The following is a 17,297-nucleotide window of genomic DNA, read 5'->3' as shown; positions in this document are numbered from 1 at the left end:
CTGGAGTTTAGCTTGCTAAAAACAATAAACAGACGCAAATACAACAACTAGGGATCTGGATTCCCGCATGAAGGAGTTATGCAATGAAAACCATGAAAAGCAAATTAGCAGTAGCTTTAATGGCAGCTGGCCTAAGCTTTAGTGCAGCAGCAGCAGATATTACCGTTGGCTACGCAGCTGACCCGGTATCACTTGACCCGCACGAGCAGCTGTCTGGTGGCACACTGCAAATGTCTCACATGGTGTTTGACCCTCTAGTACGTTTCACTCAAGAGATGGATTTTGAAGGCCGCCTAGCATCTAGCTGGGAGCGTGTTGATGAAACGACTTTCCGCTTTAACTTACGTAAAGGCGTGAAATTCCACTCTGGTAACGAACTGACTGCTGATGATGTTGTGTGGACTTTTGAACGTCTACAAGCTTCTCCAGACTTTAAGTCTATCTTCACGCCATACGAAAAAATGGTAAAAGTGGATAACTACACAGTTGAGCTAGTATCAAAAGCGGCTTACCCACTAGTACTACAAACAGCAACCTACATCTTCCCAATGGACAGCAAGTTCTACTCTGGTCAAACAGCGGAAGGTAATGACAAATCTGAGCTAGTTAAGCACGGTAACTCGTTTGCTTCGACTAACGTTTCTGGTACTGGTCCATTTATCGTAACGCAGCGTGAGCAAGGCGTTAAAGTAACGTTCGAGCGTTTCAACGATTACTGGGACACAGAAACTGAAGGTAACGTAGACAAGCTAACACTTGTGCCAATCAAAGAAGATGCAACGCGTGTAGCAGCACTTCTTTCTGGCGACGTTGATATGATTCACCCTGTTGCGCCAAACGATCACAAGCGTGTTAAAAAAGCTAAGAACATCGATCTAGTAACGCTACCTGGTACTCGTATCATTACGTTCCAAATGAACCAAAACAGCAACGAAGCACTGAAAGATGTGCGCGTTCGTCAAGCAATCGTTCATGCGATTAACAATGAAGGTATTGTTAAGAAAATCATGAAAGGTTTCGCGACAGCTGCTGGTCAGCAGAGCCCAACAGGCTACGCGGGTCACAACGAAGATCTAGTTCCTCGTTACGATCTGAAAAAAGCGAAAGAGCTGATGAAAGAAGCGGGCTACGAAGACGGCTTTACACTAACTATGGCAGCGCCTAACAACCGTTACGTGAACGATGCGAAAGTTGCGCAAGCGTCTGCGGCAATGCTGTCTAAGATTGGTATCAAAGTTGATCTTAAGACAATGCCTAAAGCACAGTACTGGCCAGAATTTGATCTATGTTCAGCAGACATGATGATGATCGGCTGGCACTCAGATACTGAAGATTCAGCTAACTTCAACGAGTTCCTAACAATGACTCGTAACGAAGAGACTGGCCGTGGTCAATACAACTGTTCTGGCTACTCAAACCCAGAAATGGATGCGATTGTAGAAGCTTCTAATACTGAAACTGACCCAGTTAAGCGTTCTAAGATGCTGAAAGGAGTTGAAGCAACACTTTACAACGATGCAGTCTTCGTTCCTCTACACTGGCAGAGTGAAGCGTGGGGCGCGAAATCTAACGTAGGTGCAGCAGACGTAGTAAACCCAATGGTTATGCCTTACTTCGGCGACCTAGTTGTAAAATAATCTAGCTTGCTAGAATCGAGAGCCTGAAGCTTTCAGGCTCTCAATATTATTAAGATATAGATTTAAGTTTCGGTATTTGGTCTTCCTTCAGTCTGGCTAAATACCTTTTTTAAGACTGATTTTTTTGTTGTCTAGTCGCGGATTTCGATTAGATAGTCATGGATAGATAAGGGGCAAGGAATGGTTACGTTTCTGGTCAAGCGCCTGTTTCAGGCACTGATAGTGATGTTTGTGATCAGTTTGGTGGCGTTTGCCATTCAGGATAACCTGGGCGACCCGTTACGTGAGTTAGTCGGTCAATCTGTTTCAGAGGCGGAGCGTCAAGCGCTACGCGATGAACTCGGCTTAAATGATCCCTTCGTTACAAAATACTCTCGCTTTGTAGGCGCAGCTCTACAGGGTGATCTTGGTACTTCATACTTCTTTAAGCGACCTGCAGTTGATGTGATTCTAGATAAACTAGTGGCAACTCTGGAGCTGGTATTTGGTGCTTCTTTAATTATTGTTTGTATGTCGATCCCACTCGGCGTTTACTCTGCGATTCACCCAAAAAGCTTTTTTACCAAATTGATTATGGCAGGCAGTAGTGTCGGTATCTCGGTTCCTGTTTTCTTAACTGCAATCATGCTGATGTATGTGTTCTCTATCGAGCTCGGTTGGCTGCCGTCATTTGGACGTGGTGATACGGCCAACTGGTTTGGTTGGGAGTCTGGCTTCTTAACGCTAGATGGCCTTGCACACTTAGTACTGCCGAGTATTGCTCTGGCATCTATCATGCTGCCGCTGTTTATTCGTCTAGTTCGTTCTGAAATGCTAGAAGTTCTAAGTTCTGAATACATTAAGTTTGGTAAAGCGAAAGGCCTAGCGCTAAACAAAATCTATTACCAACATGCATTGAAAAACACCATGCTACCGGTACTTACCGTTGGTGGTGTTCAGATTGGTACCATGGTGGCTTACACCATTCTTACGGAAACGGTTTTCCAGTGGCCAGGTACAGGCTTCTTATTCTTAGAAGCAATCAACCGTGTAGATACACCACTGATTACCGCATACGTTATTTTTGTTGGTCTTATTTTCGTCGTGACTAACACAATTGTTGATTTGCTTTACGGTGTTATCAACCCAACCGTTAACATCACAGGGAAAGGAGCATAATCATGGAACAGACATCGACAGTGCCGTCTCGCTGGGAACGTTTTAAGCAATCAGACATTGTGTATTACTTCTTACGCGACAAAGTGGCAATGGTGAGTTTCGCCATTTTCTCAATCTTTTTAGTGATGGCACTAGCTGCCCCTATTCTAGCGCCAACAGACCCGTACGACGTGACATCGATTGATATCATGGACTCAGAGCTGCCACCATCATGGATGGAAGACGGCGAAGAACGTTTCTTGTTAGGAACGGATGAGCAAGGCCGTGATATTTTATCGACTATGCTTTACGGTTCTCGTTTATCACTGACTATTGGTTTCTTAGCGGTAGGTCTACAACTGACGCTTGGTATTATCATTGGCTTGTCTGCGGGTTACTTCGGTGGCCGTATTGATAGCTTCTTGATGCGCTTCGCTGATGTTCAGCTTTCGTTCTCAACCATGATGGTTGCGATCATTGTCTCGGCCATCTTTAAGGCAAGTTTCGGTAGTGACTTCTATGCACAATACGCTGTGGTGATGCTGGTGGTGATCATTGGTATCGCAGAATGGCCGCAGTATGCGCGTACTATTCGTGCATCAGTATTAGCAGAGAAGAAGAAAGAGTACGTAGAAGCGGCACGTGTGATGGGCTTTAGAGCACCTCGTATCATGTTCCGTCATATCCTGCCTAACTGTTTATCACCGATTTTGGTTATCTCTACAGTACAGGTGGCAAATGCCATCATGTCAGAAGCGGCACTTTCTTTCCTAGGTTTAGGCCTTCCAGTCGACCAACCCTCACTGGGTGCTCTGATTAGTACTGGTTTTAACTACATCTTCTCAGGAGCATGGTGGATCACTGCATTCCCAGGTGTGCTTTTGGTGACATTGGTGCTAGTTATCAACCTACTAGGCGACTGGTTACGTGACGTGTTTAACCCGAAAATCTATAAAGGGTGATAGTTCAGTTTGATTTTTAGTAAAAAAAATCACTAAACTAAGAGTCGTAAGCAATTACGGCTCTTTTTTTGCTTAATGAATTTGGAACTTAGTACCATTGATAGAGTCAATAGTACTTAAAATGGAATTCATGTTTTATCGACATTTGTTCGGTAATAATTAACCCCTAGAGGGTTTAAGTGGTGGTTATGAAGTTGACAATGAATGTTGTATGTCGTGCTGTGGTTAGAAATTATCGTATGGGGCTTATTGCTGCATCTCTGTTGGTATCAAGCCAAGTTAATGCCGAATCGGTTCTATGCGATGCGACTCAGGCAAGCACCAATCAGTTACCACAGCTAGAACAATCATGTCCGATTGGTAAAGGTGTTTGGGGCAGTAAAGCGCCTAAACATCATTCAGATAATGAGCTGTTTTGGGTTCAATGTGGTTTGTTGAATAAGCCTTTGTCACTGAGCAAAGCAAAGCCATTGTATGAGAAGATTTCAACTAACGTATGGATGAAGCCCGAAGGTGGAGACTATCGCTGCCTAATTGGTCCTTATTCTACTTTCTCTGATGCGAGAAAAGACTTAGCTCAGGTACGTAAGGTTTCTGGGTATGGCGAAGCCTTTATTCGTATGGTTGATAAATCGAAGACCTCTTCTTCACAACCGGTCGTGACCAAAGCAATGAAGTCAAAAACGGCAGAGCCAAAAACGGTTAAGCATCAAGCCCCAGTTAAGGCTAAAGTAGCAGCGAAACCAGCGCCGAAGCCGATAGCTGCTGCTCAAAAAACTGCAGTCGCGAGTGCTGCTGCCATTCAAGCTTTCCCTAGTCATGGTGCAAATTCAGACAATGATCTGAACATTGAAATACGCATGACAGCGAGTGTTGCGGGTAGTAAATATGCGATTCCTTATCTTTTAGGTGATGAACAACAGTTTTATATGGAGCAAGGTAAACCTTGGAGCCGACTCGATTACGACAGTGCCGAATTAGTATGTGATAAGATTAATATGACGCTGTTGAGTGAAAAGCAGTGGCAAAGTCTCTTAGGGTCGAAGGTCATGGAAAATCAGAACTGGCCAATGCATCTACCTTATTGGGGAGCGGATAAAAAAGGCCTGTTTACTAACGGTAACGTAAACCAGCTTAAAGGCTCCTCACTACTTAATGTGATGTGTGTGAAATAACGAAGACGTGCGTAATACCAAATAAGCCTCAGCCATTGCTGGGGCTTTGTTGTTTATACGCCTTTCTTTTCAATATCAGGTCTATTTCCGGATACTCGGATTTTCAATACAAATTTGATTAAAAATAGCTAAAAATTGTTCAAATAGAGCAGTTGGTGCGTAGAAAACCATAACTCAAGCAATAAGGTGATTGAGATTATGAGTTTGAAGAAACGATTAGAAGACGTAGCCCCGCGTTTTGAAGCCGGAGGTAAATACGAAAAGCTTTACCCTGTCTATGAGGCGTTTGCCACCATCTTTTATACGCCCGGCAACGTAAACCGAGGCTTGACCCATGTTCGAGATAGTATCGATCTCAAGCGAATTATGATTCTGGTGTGGCTGGCGACTTTCCCTGCCATGTTCTGGGGCATGTATAACGTCGGGCACCAGAGTGTCTCGGCACTTACATCCAGTTATCAACTTAACGAACTTACCTCGGTTATTGAGAGTAGTTGGCGCTTGTCATGGGCATTTGGTGATGCACAGTCATTGATAGTAAGTAGCTGGGGAAGTCAAATGCTGCTCGGGGCTCTCTACTTCTTACCCGTTTACGCGACAGTTTTCGTCGTCGGTGGTTTCTGGGAGGTGCTGTTTGCCGTTGTACGTAAGCATGAGGTCAACGAAGGATTTTTTGTTAGCTCGGTTCTCTTTGCCTTAATTCTTCCACCGACTATCCCGTTATGGCAAGCAGCGCTAGGTATCACCTTTGGTATCGTTGTCGCGAAAGAGCTGTTTGGTGGCACAGGGCGAAATTTCCTTAATCCAGCGCTTGCTGGTCGAGCCTTTCTCTACTTTGCCTATCCTGCCAACATGTCGGGAGGTTTAGTATGGGTGGCAGCCGATGGTTATTCTGGTGCAACACCTTTAAGCCAATGGTATGAAGGTGGTGGCGCGTCACTCATCAATAACATGACTGGCGAGGCGATCACTTGGATGGACGCCTTTATCGGTAATATTCCGGGTTCGATGGGCGAGGTTTCTTCATTGCTTATCATGTTGACGGGGCTGATTCTGATTGTCATGAAGATCGCCTCTTGGCGTATTGTTGCCGGTGTGATTATCGGTCTCGTCGTGACTTCGAGTTTGATGAACTGGATTGGCTCTGATACCAACTCGATGTTCTCGATGCCGTTCTACTGGCACTTTGTATTGGGCGGTGTTGCCTTTGGCACTTTCTTTATGGCAACCGACCCAGTTTCTGCCGCGTTTACTAATCAGAGTAAGTGGGCTTACGGGATTCTGATCGGTGTGATGACGGTCGGTATTCGAGTGCTCAACCCTGCTTATCCAGAGGGCATCATGTTGGCGATCTTGTTTGCTAACCTTTTTGCTCCGCTGTTCGACTTTGTAGTGAAAGAGCAAAACATCAAACGCAGGCAGAAACGAACATTGCGCTGATTTCAGTGCAGATAGGGAAAGCGATTCCCATAAGAAAGGCTTGCATCGCTGCAAGCCTTTCAATTTTTATTGCGATTGATTTGAAGTTGATTTAACTCCACTTCAAATCAATTTCGAACGGTTGGGTGTTACCACAATGCTCACCGCACATCTCATCGTATGCACTGTTGTGTATCAGCATTGCTGACGATACGCCTTGATCACTGAAGTGGTCGCGGGCTTGGTTAACACTCAAAAACTTCATTGGGTGCTGGTGGTCGTCTTTGATTAACTGCTTTTGCTCGCCAATGATTTGGTAAGCCAAGTAGATCCCGCCTTCAAATGATTCAATGAGTAGATTCATAACAAACTCCTTGTTGTTCTCGATAGTTCTTTGTTTCTGTATCTACGTTGATGGTTGTTTGAAGGTTCATGTGTGTTAAAAATGAAAAAACCAGAAGCTCAGCTTCTGGTTTATTAATAAGTAATCAAATTAACTCAAAGGTTAGTTGATTTTTTGCATGATGCTCACACGGCCTGTTGTTGATCCGTCTGGAGTCATTTTACGGCGAGTTAGCAATCCTTCGTCCCAGTTAGTACCAGCAGGTTGGTATTCCCATTTAATGATGTATTCTTGGTTATTACTATTTGCATCAACAGGACATTTATCTCCTGAACCAGGAATATAACCATTGTCAGTATCATCACAGAAGCGCACAACTGAGTTTAGATCTGTCAGTGTTGCTTTTGATTCACGTCCTGAAATGTTAAACCACCAATAGTCAATTGCAGCAAGCTCTTCATAGGTATACTTCTTGCCTGAGTCTTCAAGATCTGCCGGTGAGTTTGCATTGCACTCTTTCCCTGATACGGTAGCGCCCTCAGAATCAAATACCATTCTCATGACAGCATTTTGTCCATCAGCGCAAATCTGAGTGGTATCCCAAGACCCAGTGAAATCCACGTACCTTTCGTCACTAGGTGTTTCTACGTGATAGTAGAAATTCAAACTTTCTTCGATACGCTTTGCTTTACTTGATTCGCTTGATGGGTCGCTTAACTCTGTTTTTGAACGAATTTGTGTGTATATTTTTGTAATTGGGTCATAGCTACCTGAAAGAGTTTCATATTGGTATGAAGGGGTTGCATCGCCTTCATCTCGATCATCTTCCAGTTTGTTTGGCGTGTAGTGGTTGAGGACTTGTTGATTCCCTTCAATGAAAGGTGCCCAACCGTAACTCTCTGGTTTAGGTGTGGTATTTTCTTTGCTTTTATCAAGTAGAAGGTAAGAAAACGGAGCGTTTAGGGTGAAGTCTGGGTGAGCTGTTTGATTGCAGCCTGCAGAACTCCCTGCCAATACACAGCTGATGTACTTTTCAGCGTCTGCGTATGACAATAAAGAGTCGCTGTCACTTACAGCAATAAGACCATTGACTGAATCTTGATAAGTGAAGTAAGGCGTGCCACGTGTATGTTCAAACACAGCTTTAGGGAGCATTTTGTCAGCGTGAACTAACATTGTTTTGTCGTTAGGGCGGTTGTTTGGATCGTTAATATCATACTGTCTCACCATGATTGAGCGAATAAATTGCCCATTTTTCGCTACAAATGGATTGGCATCAGCGCTGCCGCGAACAGTCCCTGATTTTTCTCCGAATGCTTTCTCCATATGAGCCAATGCTTCAGATTCATTAGTAATTGAAGTGACTCCCATCGCTGTTAGGAAGTCTGTAACAGAATCACGGTCATCTAGACTTAGGTTTTTCATCTTCGCTAACGTCGCAGCATCAGGTTCGCGCAACGCATCTGGAATTGTCAGTACTTCATCAGAAGCGCTACCAAATTGGTTATCTAAAGACTGAAGTAGAATTGCTAAATTTAGAGCTCGGTCGTATTTGCCCGCCGCTTCAAATGGTGTCAGTACATCACGGTTTGATGCTGCCCCTACTTTCAAGCCATTTTCACCACCAATGAAGAAGGTCACCGTATCGTCAGACTTAGCGGTAAATTCGCCTTCGCTGTTTGTGATGCCCTTTGAACCAGAGCTAGTACTGTAGTAGATACCTTCAACAGCGGCATCGATAAATTTGTTGGTTGTTGTTGATGGTTCTGTCGGTGTTGTGACACCTGAATTAGAACTGTCGCTACCACAACCTGTTAAAGCCACTGCAATCGCTGCTGCGAGAATACTCACTTTTTTCATTACTCGTACATCCTTCATGTATTAGAGCTAATTGTTTTTTTTATGCGTGTAATTTTATAGCGCGCGATTGTAGTTTGATCTTGATTCCAAGTTAAGTATGTAAAATGCTGTTCGGTTAATAAATATCCCAGCCATACGGTAAAAAACAAAAAAAGCCGACATAGGTCGGCTTTTGTATAATATTTCTTTGACTTACAGTGGTTTATCGCATGGTAACAAATTCTTCGCTGCCCGTTGGGTGAATCGCCACAACAGAGTCGAAATCTGCTTTGGTTGCGCCCATCTTCATTGCAACGCCGAAGCCTTGAATCATTTCATCAACAGTGAAACCGATGCCGTGTAGGCCGACTACAGTCTCTTCTTCGCCAGCACATACTAGCTTCATCTTACAAGGTTGACGGTGCTGAGTGACTGCAGTGTACATTGCAGTAAAACCAGACGTGTATACCTTGATGTTGTCTTTGCCGTATTGCTCTTCAGCTTCTTGAGTCGTTAGACCAATAGTGCCGATAGGTGGGTGGCTGAATACAACAGTAGGAACGAGCGTGTAGTCCATCTTTGCGTTTGTTTGACCGTTGAATAGACGCTCAGAAAGCTGACGACCGGCTTTAACAGCAACAGGTGTTAGTTCGATACCGCCTTCCATGATGTCGCCAACACAGTAGATGCCAGGAACGTTGGTTGCTTGGAATTCGTCTACTTTGATGTAGCCACGGTCGTTAGTTGCAACACCCGTTGATGCTAGGTTGATAGCGTCAGTCGCTGGGTGGCGGCCGATAGCCCAAATTAGGTGGTCAACGTTTTGAGTGTTGCCGTTCTCTAGGTGCAGAGTCAGCGTGCCATCTGCTTCTTTCACTACTTCTTTAGGAACAGAGTGCGTGTGAAGTGTTGGACCTTCCGCTTCCATTACTTCAACCAGTGTTTCAACAATCATTGGGTCGAAGCTGCGAAGTGGTGACTCTTTACGACAGAACAAGTGTGTCTCTGTGCCAAGTGCACTTAGTACGCCTGCGATTTCTACTGCGATGTAGCCTGCGCCGATTACAGCAACACGCTTAGGTTGCTCCATCAGGTCGAAGAAACCATTTGAGTCGATACCGTGCTCTGCGCCAGGGATGTTTGGAATGGTTGGACGACCACCCACTGCGATCAGGATGTGATCCGCTGTGTAGTGTTCGCCGTTAACTTCAACGGTCTTTTCGTCAACAAACTTAGCAAAGCCTTTGATTACGTTTATTTTGTTGTTACCAAGAACACGATCGTAAGATTGGTGGATACGACCAATGTATGCTTGACGGTTTTCAACCAGTTTGCCCCAGTTGAAGCCTTTTACGTCAACATCGAAGCCGTAGTCTTTTGAATATAGGTTGATTGCTTCAGCAACTTGAGCACCGTGCCACATAACCTTTTTAGGAACACAACCAACGTTTACACAAGTACCACCAAGGTCTTGAGCTTCGATAAGTGCAACTTTTGCACCGTGCATTGCTGCGCGGTTAGCTGATGCGATGCCGCCTGAACCGCCGCCGATACAGATGTAATCAAAATGAGTCGCCATTACTTTCTCCATTTATTGAAGGTTGTGGGTACAGTGAGCGCACTGAACACCTACGTCCTATAGATTCTTAAATTGTCTAATTATTATATTGAGGGCAGATTGGTTGAACTCAATCTCCCTGTTTAAAATTTATTCGTGTATGTCACAGTCTATTGAAGATTCTTCAAACTATGCCATCGAGTTTGAGATTACTCGGGTACGATCCACTCTACTTTGAAGTGACCGGTCGCCGGCGCAATTGCTTCCTTCAAGAATGGAAGAATTTCGTTCATTTGGCTTTCTAGCTTCCAAGGTGGGTTGATAACAATCATGCCTGATGCTGTCATGCCACGCTCGTTGGTGTCTGGTGATACGCCAAGTTCGATTTGTAGAATCTTGTTGATGCCTAAGCCTTCAAGGCCTTCGATCATGTCTTCGATATCACAGCGATTTACCACTGGGTACCAAATTGCGTAGATACCGGTTGCCCAGCGCTTATGGCTTTGAGCAATCGCAGTCACAACATCACGGTACTCTTTTGCTAGTTCGTAAGGTGGGTCGATTAGCACCAAACCACGACGTTCTTTAGGTGGCAGACTACCTTTTAGGCGTTGGAAGCCATCTTCTTTGTAGATAGACACCTGACGATCGCGGTGGAACTCTTGCTCAAGCAGAGGGTGGTCTGCAGGGTGAAGTTCGGTTAATACCATACGGTCTTGGTCACGTAGGTGTGCGCGTGCAACACGTGGTGAACCTGGATAGAAACGCAGTTTTTCGCCATTGTTGAGTGCAGAGATAGACTCAAGGTAGCTTTGAATGTCTTCAGGAAGATCTTGTTGCCCCGCTTCACTTGCAGACCATAGACGTGCAATACCTTGTTTGTATTCGCCAGTTTTTTCAGACCATTCATGCGTTAAGTCGTAACGACCTACACCGGAGTGAGTGTCATGGTAAACAAAAGGCTTATCCTTCTGTTTCAAAGAATTAAGAATAAGGCTCTGTACGATATGCTTTACTACGTCGGCATGGTTGCCCGCGTGGAAGCTGTGGCGATAACTTAACAAATTAAACTCTCGTAACACTCTCGAATTAGAGTGTGATTAGTGTAGGTGGGGTTAGTTTGACTATTATAACCCCCAATGGGCCATAAATTCTCGAACAATTCAGGAACAGTCGTTCGCAATATGCAGTTAGTTATTGGTTCTGCTATTGAAATTTGCCTTCATGGGCACTATTTAATAACTATTCGCAGGTGATTTTTTAGGGCGACCCTGAGCCTGATGACTGTAAGACGACCTCATTACAAAAAAGACGAAAGTCTCTAAAGCCAAAGGAATGTTTATATGTCTAATCCGCTATTAACCTTCACGGACTTACCTCCGTTTTCACAGATTAAACCTGAGCACGTTAAGCCAGCGGTTGAGCAAGTGATTGAAGAGTGTCGCAACAAGATAGAACAAGTACTTGAAGGTAATACTTCACCAAGCTGGGACAACCTCGTTGCTCCAATTGATGAAGTGGATGATCGTTTAGGCCGTATTTGGTCACCTGTAAGCCATATGAATTCTGTGATGAACAGCGACGAACTGCGTGACGCTTATGAGAGCTGCCTGCCTGTTCTTTCTGAGTACGGCACATGGGTCGGCCAACACAAAGGTTTGTTCGAAGCGTATAAAGCGATCAAGGCGAGCGAAGCATTCTCGGCATTAAACCAAGCTCAACAAAAAACCATCACTGACGCACTGCGTGATTTTGAATTATCAGGCATTGGCTTACCCGCAGACGAACAGCATCGCTACGGTGAGATCAGCAAGCGCCAGTCTGAGCTAGGTTCTCAATTCTCAAACAACGTGCTTGATGCAACCATGGGTTGGAGCAAGCAGATCACAGACGTCGCTGAACTGACCGGTATGCCAGAATCAGCACTGGCGGCAGCTCAAGCGGCGGCAGAAGCTAAAGAGCAGGAAGGTTACCTACTGACTCTAGATATCCCATCATACCTACCGGTGATGACGTACTGTGATAACCAAGCGTTGCGTAAAGAGCTTTACGAAGCTTACGTAACGCGCGCTTCAGATCGCGGTCCAAATGCAGGTAAGTGGGACAACACTGAGATCATCACAGAGCAACTTAAGCTGCGTCACGAGATCGCACGCATGCTTGGCTTTAGCACCTACAGCGAAAAATCTCTGTCGACTAAGATGGCAGAAACGCCAGACCAAGTACTTGGTTTCCTTAACGACCTAGCAGTAAAAGCCAAACCACAAGGTGAGCGCGAAGTAGAAGAGCTACGTCAGTTTGCTGAAAAAGAGTTTGGTGTCTCTGAGCTAAACCTGTGGGACATCGCTTACTACAGCGAGAAACAAAAACAGAACTTGTTCGAGATCTCTGATGAAGAGCTTCGTCCATACTTCCCTGAGTCGAACGCGGTTTCTGGCTTGTTCGAAGTACTGAACCGTGTGTTTGGTATGTCGGTGACTGAGCGTGAAGGTGTGGATACATGGCATGATTCAGTGCGCTTCTTCGACATCTTTGATGCGACAGGAACATTGCGCGGTAGCTTCTACCTAGATCTATACGCACGTGAGCACAAACGTGGTGGCGCTTGGATGGATGACTGTCGTGGTCGTCGTATTACTCAATCTGGCGATCTACAAACACCAGTCGCTTACCTAACGTGTAACTTCAACAAACCAGTCGGTGATAAACCAGCACTGTTTACTCACGATGAAGTGGTTACGTTATTCCACGAATTTGGCCACGGTATCCACCACATGTTAACGCAAGTTGAAGCGGGCGCAGTCGCGGGTATCAACGGTGTGCCTTGGGATGCGGTGGAACTTCCAAGTCAGTTCCTAGAAAACTGGTGTTGGGAAGAGGAAGCGTTGTCGTTCATCTCTGGTCATTTCGAAACTGGTGAAGCGTTACCGAAAGAGATGCTAGAGAAGATGCTAGCGGCGAAAAACTTCCAATCTGCGATGTTTATCCTACGTCAGCTAGAGCTTGGCTTATTCGATTTCACACTGCACACAGAATACGATCCAGAAGTCGGTGCTCGCGTACTAGAAACGCTAGCTGACGTGAAGTCTAAGGTATCGGTATTGCCAAGTCTTGATTGGAACCGCTTCTCGCACAGCTTTGGGCATATCTTTGCTGGTGGCTACAGCGCAGGTTACTACAGCTACCTGTGGGCAGAAGTATTGTCTGCAGATGCGTTCTCAGCATTTGAAGAAGAGGGTATCTTCAATACCGAAACCGGTAATCGCTTCCTGAACAACATCCTTGAAATGGGTGGCAGTGAAGAGCCAATGGAGCTGTTCAAACGCTTCCGTGGTCGTGAGCCACAAATCGACGCGATGCTGCGTCATGCGGGTATCAGCGCTTAATATTGTGCTAGTCAGAATGTGAAAAGAGCCTCCTTGTGAGGCTCTTTTTGTATCGATTTATCAAACGATTATGGATTTACATTGCGGTTGATAGGGTTCTGCAATGAAATCAGTGTCTCAGTCGATTGAACCTCGTCAATCGCCTGCAATTTATCGATCAGTACGAACTGCAACTCTTCGATCGATTTACACATCAGCTTTACGAAAATGTTGTAGGCGCCAGTGGTGTAGTAAGCCTCAACAACTTCATCTAAGGCATTCAGTTTTGCAATGGCTGAGTGGTAGTCGCGAGCTGCGTTAAGGTTGATACCAATAAAACAACACACGTCGTAACCAAGCTTCTTGGTGTTTACCACAACCTCGGTTCGCTCAATAATGTCGGCCGATCTCATCTTTTCGATACGAACGTGAATCGTCGCGGGGCTGACATCGAATTTCTTTGCCATTTCAGCATAAGGCGTGCGCGCATCTTCCATTAAGGTTTTGAGAATGGCACGGTCTAGATCATCCAGACGAGCTGTAGTTGTGGACATGCATAATCCTTAGGGTGAATAAAAAACATACCGGCTTTAGTACACATCATAGCCAAGGGTGATAATATTAGCAGCAACTATAGTGTTAGGGTGAATTCAGTGCGATTTTCGTTGTTTTTGATTGTTATGTGTTGGAGTGCTTTTGTTTCAGCTCAAACAAAAGATGTGTTGGTTATTCACTCTTATCATCAGGGTTTTTTCTGGACTGATGATTTCCACAAAGGATTATCAGAAGAACTGGACCGTGATCGACTATCGTATCGAGTTGTTTATTTGGATAGTAAACGAACTCAAAACCCAGAATACTTAGAGCGCGTTTATCAGCTTTATCACACCAAGTTGATGCATGAAGAATTTGCTGCGGTTGTGGTCAGTGACAATAACGCCCTTAATTTAATGAAGCGCCTTGCGCCCGATCTCAAAGATACGCCAGTAATCTTTGGTGGCATCAACAATTTCTCCCCTGAAATGATTGAAGGTTTGAACGCGACAGGTATTACTGAAGATATTGATCTAGAAGGTAATATTGAGTTAATCCAACGCCTTCAAACAAACGTAAAGAAGATATACATTGTTACTGACCATTCAGTAACAGGTGAGGCTATCCGCTCACAAGTTGATAGTTCTATTAAAACCAACCCAAATTTTTCCGGTTTGGTGGAGCATTATGTCCCCAATTCTTACCAAGAATTAATAGCGTTTTCTCAGCGAACTGATCTCGGTCAGAGTTTATTGTTTTGGGCATACTATCGCGATGCTAAAGGCAACGTGAGTAGCGTTGAGGACTGGCGTCAATTGAACATTAAAACCCAAATGCCGCTGTATATGGTACACGATTTGGGGCTAGGTTTTGGGGCGATTGGTGGTGTCATTCAAAGTGGAAAAACTCAAGGCCGAGATACAGGGCGTGTTTTATTGAAGGTGCTTGCTAATCCAAATCAGCCATTGCCCCCTATTGCTGCTGGTTCCTCAGAGATTAAGCTCGACTATCAACAACTCTCTCGTTGGAATCTGGGAACTGAGAATGAAGCTTCAATTACTTTTCTCAATAAGCCTAAATCATTCCTGACGCGTTACCGCGATGAAATTCGAACCATAGTTTTGCTGTTTCTGGTTATGTCGAGTGTTATCGCGACCTTGATTTACTCCCTCAACCGCCTTAAGAAAAGTGAGCGTGCTAGCCGACAAAGCCAGCTGTTACTGGAGTCGATATTCGATCAAAGTCTACAGTACATGGGTATTCTTGATAAAGGCGGTGTACTGCTGTCGAGCAACAGTAAGCTGCATGAGCTTCTTTATAATCAAGGTTATAAATTAGGAACACCTCTCCAAGAATATTGGGAGGATGCCGCTGGCGAAGCGCTGAAGGAGTATTTTGCTGAAAGGGATGATTATCCAACCCTACGATTTGAGGCTGAGGTATGGTGCCGTGATCGTGGTGGAATGGTGCTAGATATCTCTTTAAAGCCGATGCCGAGCAGTGAAGAGGACACCATTCAGTTCTTATTTGAAGCTCGTGATGTTACCTCACGAAAGCTTGCTGAGAACAAATTGTTCCAACGTGAAGCGAATCTCAAACTGTATTACGACAAGCAACCGGTGATGATGATTACACTGGATGTCAATAATCGCATTCAGCAAGTGAACCAGTTTGCTGAAGAATTACTAGGTTATCCACTTGATCTGCTTTTGGGGCATCGCCCTAGAGAATTTTATGTGGATGAGAACGCGATGATTCCTCGTCATATCTTGTTGCAACCACAGCACAAAATTCGCGGCGTGTGGCGCCGTGATATCGAGTATCGTCATGCGGACGGTAGAACGATCTGGATTCGTGAAAATATTCGTCCACTGGTCGACTCGGGTCAGCTGTTGATTGTTGGAGAAGACATTACCGAAACCCGCGAACTTTCTGAAAAGTTAGAATACCAAGCGCGTTATGACCTGCTTACAGACACTTTCAACCGCAACCACTTTGAGCAAGAGCTACAAAAGGCGCTGAAAGAGGTTGAGAGTCATATGAGAACTCATGCGATGTTGTTCTTAGATTTGGACCAATTGAAGGTACTGAACGATACTGCTGGGCATGAAGCGGGTGATGCCGCGATTTTATTTAGCGCTAATCTGATAGAAGATGTGCTTCCTTACAATGCTGTGTTAGCTCGGATGGGGGGAGATGAGTTTGCGGTACTAATCAAAGACTGTACTGAGCGAGATGCTGTCAATGTCTGTCACAGTATTATATCGATGATGAGTGAGAATCCATTCTTATGGGGCGATATTCACCTCAATCTTACTTGTTCTATCGGAATTCGATTGATTGACCATACTGCCGCTTCATCACAAATGGTGCATGCACAGGCGGATGCCGCTTGCCATGCCGCTAAAGAGGAAGGGCGAAATCGTTATCACCTTTATCATCTAGATGATGAAGATCTGCGCCGTCGCCATTTAGAGATGGAATGCGTTAACTTGGTACACGAAGCCTTAGCCAATGATCGCTTGGAGTTATTTGCCCAACGTATTCTTGGTCTAGAGGGAAATAGCAACAAAATGCACTTTGAGATACTGGTGCGGATCAAGAACGTCCAAGGTGAGTACATTTCACCGGGGATCTTCATGCCAGCCTCCGAGCGCTATAACATCGCGCATTTGATTGATCGCCAAGTCGTCAGTCAGACGTTGAATTGGTTGGAGCAACGCCCACATCTCGTTGATGATTTGGGGATGTGTTCGATAAACCTTTCTGGTCACTCGATGGGTAACCGAGAGTTTGTTGAATTCTTGATTGAAAGTTTGGCGAACTCATCAGTGCCTTGCCATAAGATTTGTTTAGAGATCACTGAAACGGCCGCCATGAGTAATATGAAGCAGGCAATCAAGTTCTTTACTCGAATTAAAGAGCTCGGCTGTTTGATTGCTCTGGATGATTTTGGTTCAGGCTTATCGTCATTCGGATATCTGAAGGCATTGCCCGTTGATATTGTGAAAATTGATGGCCTGTTTGTGCGTGATATTGATGTTAACGAGATGGACTATGTGATGGTTCGTTCGATCAATGATTTAGCGAAGCAGATGGGCAAGCACACGGTGGCTGAGTTTGTTGAAAATACTCAGGTTCTCGATAAGTTGATTGAACTCGGTGTTAACTACGCTCAGGGCTATGTTATTGGCCGACCGAAGCCACTGGCCGAGCTTGTTGAAGAGTTAAGGCAAGAACGAGAGATAGAGTAATTGGTTTAGGTAAGCCGACCGAGCTGTGAATACTTTTCACCGCTAATATGTATTGTTGAGGCAATCAGGTAAAC

At 44.9% G+C, this 17,297-nt stretch carries 12 protein-coding genes; 7 read left to right on the top strand and 5 right to left on the bottom strand.

From position 1 onward, the window contains the following. The first annotated feature begins 83 nt into the window (after positions 1–83). From AB6D07_RS01970 to AB6D07_RS01950, 5 genes are all read left to right on the top strand, one after another. Positions 84–1,637 (top strand): ABC transporter substrate-binding protein, encoded by a 1,554-nt coding sequence (locus AB6D07_RS01970; protein WP_017103426.1) that lies wholly within the window; start codon positions 84–86, stop codon positions 1,635–1,637. Between the two features lie 180 nt (positions 1,638–1,817). Continuing rightward, a complete protein-coding gene (locus AB6D07_RS01965; protein ID WP_009848074.1) occupies positions 1,818–2,795 on the top strand; it encodes an ABC transporter permease in 978 nt (325 codons plus the stop codon). Between the two features lie 2 nt (positions 2,796–2,797). After that, entirely contained in the window at positions 2,798–3,736 is a 939-nt protein-coding gene (locus tag AB6D07_RS01960; RefSeq protein ID WP_004735541.1) for an ABC transporter permease, read from the top strand. Positions 3,737–3,924: 188 nt separating this feature from the next. After that, positions 3,925–4,911, top strand: coding sequence for an SPOR domain-containing protein (locus tag AB6D07_RS01955; RefSeq protein ID WP_017103427.1), 987 nt, complete (start codon positions 3,925–3,927; stop codon positions 4,909–4,911). Between the two features lie 198 nt (positions 4,912–5,109). Further along, on the top strand, positions 5,110–6,351 hold the full coding sequence (locus tag AB6D07_RS01950) for an NADH:ubiquinone reductase (Na(+)-transporting) subunit B (RefSeq protein WP_017103428.1): 1,242 nt from the start codon (positions 5,110–5,112) through the stop codon (positions 6,349–6,351). 91 nt (positions 6,352–6,442) lie between these two features. Here the strand turns inward: AB6D07_RS01950 and AB6D07_RS01945 are convergent, their stop codons facing one another. From AB6D07_RS01945 to AB6D07_RS01930, 4 genes are all read right to left on the bottom strand, one after another. Continuing rightward, positions 6,443–6,718 (bottom strand): DUF6482 family protein, encoded by a 276-nt coding sequence (locus tag AB6D07_RS01945; RefSeq protein ID WP_277814458.1) that lies wholly within the window; start codon positions 6,716–6,718, stop codon positions 6,443–6,445. A gap of 117 nt (positions 6,719–6,835) precedes the next feature. Further along, positions 6,836–8,533 (bottom strand): hypothetical protein, encoded by a 1,698-nt coding sequence (locus AB6D07_RS01940; RefSeq protein WP_017103430.1) that lies wholly within the window; start codon positions 8,531–8,533, stop codon positions 6,836–6,838. Between the two features lie 202 nt (positions 8,534–8,735). Beyond that, positions 8,736–10,091 (bottom strand): glutathione-disulfide reductase, encoded by a 1,356-nt coding sequence (gene gorA / locus AB6D07_RS01935; protein ID WP_004735546.1) that lies wholly within the window; start codon positions 10,089–10,091, stop codon positions 8,736–8,738. A gap of 188 nt (positions 10,092–10,279) precedes the next feature. Continuing rightward, positions 10,280–11,134: a 23S rRNA (adenine(2030)-N(6))-methyltransferase RlmJ gene (locus AB6D07_RS01930; RefSeq protein WP_029222664.1), complete on the bottom strand. Its 855-nt coding sequence runs from the start codon at positions 11,132–11,134 to the stop codon at positions 10,280–10,282. A gap of 279 nt (positions 11,135–11,413) precedes the next feature. On the opposite strand from AB6D07_RS01930, the gene prlC reads away from it, so the two are divergent. Continuing rightward, entirely contained in the window at positions 11,414–13,456 is a 2,043-nt protein-coding gene (prlC, locus tag AB6D07_RS01925) for an oligopeptidase A (protein ID WP_017103431.1), read from the top strand. Between the two features lie 68 nt (positions 13,457–13,524). Here the strand turns inward: prlC and asnC are convergent, their stop codons facing one another. Then, positions 13,525–13,989 (bottom strand): transcriptional regulator AsnC, encoded by a 465-nt coding sequence (gene asnC / locus AB6D07_RS01920; RefSeq protein ID WP_009848066.1) that lies wholly within the window; start codon positions 13,987–13,989, stop codon positions 13,525–13,527. 126 nt (positions 13,990–14,115) lie between these two features. Between asnC and AB6D07_RS01915 the strand changes: the two genes are divergently transcribed. Beyond that, positions 14,116–17,223 carry an ABC transporter substrate binding protein gene (locus tag AB6D07_RS01915; protein ID WP_372140698.1) on the top strand — a complete coding sequence of 1,036 codons (3,108 nt, stop codon included), beginning with the start codon at positions 14,116–14,118 and terminating at the stop codon, positions 17,221–17,223. Positions 17,224–17,297: the final 74 nt, after the last annotated feature.

Origin of the sequence: Vibrio sp. 10N.239.312.C11 (assembly GCF_041466065.1) — a bacterium.
GTDB lineage: Bacteria > Pseudomonadota > Gammaproteobacteria > Enterobacterales > Vibrionaceae > Vibrio > Vibrio tasmaniensis_A.
Note: the sequence above shows the minus strand (reverse complement) of the source record. Positions and strands in the feature narration are given on the sequence as shown.

Excerpts from the sequence above, each read along its gene's own strand:
- AB6D07_RS01970 (WP_017103426.1), top strand. The coding sequence starts at position 84 with ATGAAAACCATGAAAAGCAAATTAGCAGTAGCTTTAATGGCAGCTGGC.
- AB6D07_RS01965 (WP_009848074.1), top strand. The coding sequence starts at position 1,818 with ATGGTTACGTTTCTGGTCAAGCGCCTGTTTCAGGCACTGATAGTGATG.
- AB6D07_RS01960 (WP_004735541.1), top strand. The coding sequence starts at position 2,798 with ATGGAACAGACATCGACAGTGCCGTCTCGCTGGGAACGTTTTAAGCAA.
- AB6D07_RS01955 (WP_017103427.1), top strand. The coding sequence starts at position 3,925 with ATGAAGTTGACAATGAATGTTGTATGTCGTGCTGTGGTTAGAAATTAT.
- AB6D07_RS01950 (WP_017103428.1), top strand. The coding sequence starts at position 5,110 with ATGAGTTTGAAGAAACGATTAGAAGACGTAGCCCCGCGTTTTGAAGCC.
- AB6D07_RS01940 (WP_017103430.1), bottom strand. The coding sequence starts at position 8,533 with ATGAAAAAAGTGAGTATTCTCGCAGCAGCGATTGCAGTGGCTTTAACA.
- gorA (WP_004735546.1), bottom strand. The coding sequence starts at position 10,091 with ATGGCGACTCATTTTGATTACATCTGTATCGGCGGCGGTTCAGGCGGC.
- prlC (WP_017103431.1), top strand. The coding sequence starts at position 11,414 with ATGTCTAATCCGCTATTAACCTTCACGGACTTACCTCCGTTTTCACAG.
- asnC (WP_009848066.1), bottom strand. The coding sequence starts at position 13,989 with ATGTCCACAACTACAGCTCGTCTGGATGATCTAGACCGTGCCATTCTC.
- AB6D07_RS01915 (WP_372140698.1), top strand. The coding sequence starts at position 14,116 with ATGTGTTGGAGTGCTTTTGTTTCAGCTCAAACAAAAGATGTGTTGGTT.